The sequence below is a fragment of the Chryseobacterium koreense CCUG 49689 genome, assembly GCF_001045435.1.
GTDB classification, from domain to species: Bacteria; Bacteroidota; Bacteroidia; order Flavobacteriales; family Weeksellaceae; genus Kaistella; species Kaistella koreensis.
In genome coordinates, this window is sequence record NZ_LFNG01000048.1 from 1 (window position 1) to 4,933 (window position 4,933).

The following is a 4,933-nucleotide window of genomic DNA, read 5'->3' on the forward strand; positions in this document are numbered from 1 at the left end:
ATACTTTTGAACATATTATCTTCAAAATTTAGAATACTATTTCTCGCGATAAATCCTCCCGTAACTAACAAAGAAGATAATATTAAAAGTACAAATGAGGTTTGTTTATTTGAATAAAAATTCACGTATTTTAAATTTAGGGCAGTCTTTTTTAAAGTTGCTTGTAACGGAGCGCGGATTGGCGAAGTTTCATTTTCGTTGTAACGAAGTTACAAAAGGAAATGGAATTTCTCCAATCCGTAGATGTGTTGAAGGTTTTTGCGAGAGCGAAAACGCTTTGACATATCTGCGGATGTAATCCGCGCTCCGATGTGCAGAAGTTGTAGCGGAGCGGAAACTTTTGCACATCGTTTTGCAGCTACCCGAAGGGCGTGATTTTTACCATTAAACTTCATTCGGAGAACTGAACTTTCGGCTTGTACAAATGTGTCTGCGGAGCACGAAACCCCGCCTTTTGGGTAGGTGCTGTTATGTCTCGCTTTTCTTGTCATTATATACATTCATTTCTTACAGTTACGCCTTTCGCTTCTAACTTGTCCTTGAGGTCGAGCCATGTTTTATCTCTCAATGTCCCTGCGGGATAGAATTTACTTCTAAAGTCATTCGTTATTATTCTCATGCAATTAGGTTGTTTTCTTTGCGTTTCATAAACAACTTCTCTGATGTCTGCCAAACGATAAATTTTTACCTTCCAAAAGAAATTATGATTTCTTACGATTAAGTAGTCTTTAGTCAGTCCAAAGTAGTGCATCAGCCAAGAGTGTAAAACGAACCAAAATGTCCCAAATGCACCAAAGAAAATTAAAAGTCCAAGTGGTGGACTTGGTGATTTACTAATTAATAAAAACGTAAGAAAGCCGATAAGTCCCCAAAGGGAAATTCCTCTCAAACTTGTAAATTGATTCCCCTTGAAAGTTTCTTCATTTTCAAATCCAATAGCGTCTTTACTTATTTCTTTTATCGAGTCGTGATTAAAGTCTTGTTTTTTGATAACAACCCGTTCAAGAAATAATTTTATCTCAGAACTGTTTGAATACATGTCGTCAAATAGAATTTTTTCTGTTCCATCATTGAACAATATAGCAGTTCCTTCCATTGGAAAAGAGATAATGAATTTAAAAGGCATTTTTCCTGTCAGGGTAATGTCCTTTACGTCCTTTAAATTGAAAGAGTCATCCCCAATTTTAATTGTTTGTTTGTCAAGAATGATTTTGGGAGAGTTTTTCCAGTAAGCATAGAGCAATGAAAATGCAAGCAGATAAAGAGCGAGACTAAAGACCGGCATAAAATATTCCTTTGTCGCAGGATTCTCTTTTTGCAAAATATCAACACTTGCAAAAAGTAACAGCGTCCCTAAACCACAGAGAAATAATGTCCCAAAAGCTACAGAACCATAAAATTTAAATGGATGTCTTTTTGTCGTCATTCGGTATTGTCGTTTTTAAAATGAGGCATAACGTTTGGGTATTTCTGTTGGCGGGACTTTTTATAACCAGCCTTTGTAAATATAACAAAAAGTACAAATAGAGAAAATCTTCGATGAAAACTTCAACCCCGTTCTTTGTCATAGAATATGTTAGCGGCTGGTTTACTGTCTGTCCGAAGAATTGTCATTCTAATCATGTTCGGTCATTTTTAAATTTTTCTGCTTTCTCTTTGAATAGTAACAGTATTTTATTCTGTGTCCGTTTTGAAGCACCAAAGTCAATGAACCCTCCGTCACTAAGGTCAAGTCCTTCTACATTTATTGCAATAATATTTTTGTCGGCAAACAAGAAAACTTCATATGGCATTCGCCACCAACTTTTTCTATAAACAAAATAGGCTTGGTTGTCGTCTAGATTAACAGTTGATTTCATAAGTTCAATACAAACTGCGTTAAGTAATTCTAAATTTTTTTCTTTCGGTAAGTCGTTATACCAATAGCTTAACTTGTATTGTCGTCTAAGAACAAACAAACCGTAAATGCCAAGTGAAAACAATGAAATAAAACCGAAGTAGTGAAATGTCTTGTTATCAGTGAATTTTATTGTTGAATTTGTTGCAAGAGAGTAGAGCATTAAAAGCGAAAAACCAATTGTTGCTATACAAAGTCCGTGATACCAATACTTGTCGAACCGCTTGTTTTGTTTAAACCTATTTTGAAATTCTTCAAGTGTCATTGTAATATTTACTGTCTGTTGTTTATGCTAAAATGTTCTTGTTACAAAGTTCTGTCAAAACTAGCCGATAACGGAGCGCGGCTTGGCGAAGTTTCATTTTCGTTGGAACGAAGTTACAAAAGGAAATGGAATTTCTCCAATCCGTAGATGTGTTGAAGGTTTTTGCGGGAGCGAAAACGCTTTGACATATCTGCGGATGTAATCCGCGCTCCGATGTGCAAAAGTTTCCGCTCCGCTACAACTTTTGCACATCGGTTGGGTATTTCTGTTGGCGGGTCTTTTTATTACAAGTCTTTGTAAATATAACAATAAGAACAACCAGCGAAAATCTTTATGATGTAACTTCAAACCCGCTAATAGAAATAGCCTGTTGTAGGCAGTGCTTATTTAATGATTTCCTGATAACTAAAATCTCCGAACTTTATTATTTTTCCGCTTTTATTAATCAACCCATATTTTTGACATTCTGCGATATAATGTTCATCGTCTATTTTTTTATTAATGCATTTTTCTCCGAAAACTGCTTTTCCACTATAGAATTGTTCCGCATATTCAAATTGTGGCGGAATAATAGTTTTCCCTTTTTTGTTTCTAAACCCAATTTTGTTATTTTCAATAAATCTTATTCTGTTTTCAGATAAATAAGCGGGTGAAGGGATTTTGTAATCTTCGGCTGGAACTTCAAAAATTTTGTTACCGTTAATATCGATCGCGTCCCAATTATTGTTTTCTCCATTTAAAATTTTAAAATATTCTAGCTTATCAGGTTGAAAGGCAAGAATATATTTTTTGTCAAGTACTTTAAGTCTTTTCGCATCCTTATCTGCGATATAATTTAAACCTTTTTCTTGATCATAAACAATTTGAAATTTTTTCTGTGCAGAACACGAAAATAAAAATAAAGTGATAAATAAAAATTTCAAAAGTTTCATTTGCATACGATCCTTTTAATAGCATCCTAACTAACGTTAAAATAAAGCATTGATAATCAGGTGTTTGTATTTTTAAAATTTGATAGATAAAAATAATGAAATTTTATTCGTTTGCGGCTAAAAACAACTCCGTTTTCGAGTAGTGGAATTCTGACTAACGTTAAAATAAAGCATTGGTAATCAGGTGATTTTATTTTTAAAATTTGATAGATAAAAATAGTGAAATTTTATTCGTTATCGGCTAAAAACAACTCCGTTTTCGAGTAGGGGAATTTCTGCTAACACCAAAAAATAAGAAAGTTTCCCACCCAAAAACCAAACATCCTATGGTATTCTAAAGCATTCTCTCCCAAATAATTATCCATTTGTGTCCATTTACCAATATCTAATTCTCCACAACAAGAGTATAGTGCCGCTCAACGGACCTTACCTCTATTTCTATTTTTTTCTAAGGAATCGCTGATTAGTAATTCTTTTGCATCCGCCGAAGCTGAAGGTCTCCTCTCTTGCAGCCGAAACCACCCGATGCGGAGCCGAACTGGGCGAAGCTGAAGCTTAGTTATGAGCTGTAGAGCATTTAATAGGCTTGTATTAGGACTTCGGTTGGAATTTTTAGTCTGTCGTGTAAATTTCTTATCATTTCCAAAGAAAGTTTTCTTTTTTTATTCAGAATTTCACTTGCTCTGCTTTTCAGACCAATTACATTCGCAAGATCATTTTGAGAATAGTCAAGTTGTTCCATTCTGAATTTAATGGCCTCAATTGGATCCGGCAAATCAATAGGGAAGTGTTCTTCCTCATATCTTTCAATCAGAATTCCTAAAATTTCTAATTCATCGCCTTCTTTTGTTCCTTTTTTGGCGTCAAAAATTTCCTCAAGTCTTTCCAATGCTTGATTGTAATCTTTCTCTGTCTTTATAGGTTTAATTTTCATTTTTTTTAAATTTCGTTTGCCTCAATTTTGTCATATTCATTATGCGTTCCAATAAATCTTATCCAAACCATTTGATAATCATAATTAATTTTCACCATAAGTCGATAATGATTTCCCTTTATATTAAAACAAATTCTATTATCTTCTAAAATACTTGCGCTTGGATATGCTGCCTTTATATCATTAGGATTATTCCATTCTGCTTTACTCACTTCTTTAAACCAAGATTTAAGTTGTTGCTCACAATCTGAATGTTTTTCCCAAAATTCTCGCAATATTTTCTTTGCTATAACTCTCACCCAATTAATTTTAAACAAATATAATGCAAAAATTCCCAAATTGGGAAAACTTCTTTAATTTTTTTAAAGGTATGTTTGGTGGCATTACAGATTACGAGAAACGGCTTGCCGTAGTGGCGAGTATTAACACAAATTTTTAAACAAAGACGAAATGGAAAGCAAAGACAAATCTTCAAACAAGGCGCATTCAGATCTATTACAGAAAAGCGATGTTGATCTAAACCTCCCGTAGCTTGTCCTATTCGCTGCTTCCTTAACTCTGTTTTATTAACCCAATAAAAACCCACGAAATGGCTACAAAAAAAATCTCGGCAGGATTTAAGAACGAACAAAATCCTGAATCGTGCTTCGAGCGAAGTTGACGGTTTTGCCAAACTCCTGCAGCGCCTCGAAAGAAATATCTCCATCCTGGGCAGAAGCAAACGTGCTTTCGACAATTACCCCCGTCATATCATACTGTTAAGAAAAACCGCAGAAACCCCCTCCCAAAGGCTACCAAGCGCCACAAAAAAAGCAGTTCTTTTGAAAAAACTGCTTTGTGTATCTAAATTCTAAAAACGATATCCCATAAGAGGACCAAAATGCCGCCGAAAAGCTACCGGAGCT

At 34.7% G+C, this 4,933-nt stretch carries 7 protein-coding genes; all 7 read right to left on the minus strand.

All coding sequences use genetic code 11. From position 1 onward, the window contains the following. Positions 1-209: 209 nt before the first annotated feature. The gene (locus ACM44_RS15110; RefSeq protein ID WP_162488778.1) at positions 210-491 is read right to left on the minus strand and encodes a hypothetical protein; all 282 of its coding nucleotides are present in this window, start codon (positions 489-491) and stop codon (positions 210-212) included. Further along, a complete protein-coding gene (locus ACM44_RS14580) occupies positions 491-1,426 on the minus strand; it encodes a hypothetical protein (protein ID WP_048500795.1) in 936 nt (311 codons plus the stop codon). The genes ACM44_RS15110 and ACM44_RS14580 overlap by 1 nt, the downstream gene beginning before the upstream one ends. A gap of 193 nt (positions 1,427-1,619) precedes the next feature. Beyond that, entirely contained in the window at positions 1,620-2,162 is a 543-nt protein-coding gene (locus tag ACM44_RS14585; RefSeq protein ID WP_048500796.1) for a hypothetical protein, read from the minus strand. Positions 2,163-2,545: 383 nt separating this feature from the next. Continuing rightward, positions 2,546-3,094, minus strand: a complete 549-nt coding sequence (locus tag ACM44_RS14590) for a WG repeat-containing protein (RefSeq protein WP_160304071.1) — start codon at positions 3,092-3,094, stop codon at positions 2,546-2,548. 577 nt (positions 3,095-3,671) lie between these two features. Beyond that, positions 3,672-4,028, minus strand: coding sequence for a helix-turn-helix domain-containing protein (locus ACM44_RS14595; RefSeq protein WP_048500798.1), 357 nt, complete (start codon positions 4,026-4,028; stop codon positions 3,672-3,674). Between the two features lie 5 nt (positions 4,029-4,033). Beyond that, complete coding sequence (locus ACM44_RS14600) at positions 4,034-4,327, minus strand: type II toxin-antitoxin system HigB family toxin (RefSeq protein WP_048500799.1); 294 nt, start codon at positions 4,325-4,327, stop codon at positions 4,034-4,036. Positions 4,328-4,645: 318 nt separating this feature from the next. Continuing rightward, positions 4,646-4,777, minus strand: a complete 132-nt coding sequence (locus tag ACM44_RS15885) for a hypothetical protein (protein WP_262486491.1) — start codon at positions 4,775-4,777, stop codon at positions 4,646-4,648. Positions 4,778-4,933: the final 156 nt, after the last annotated feature.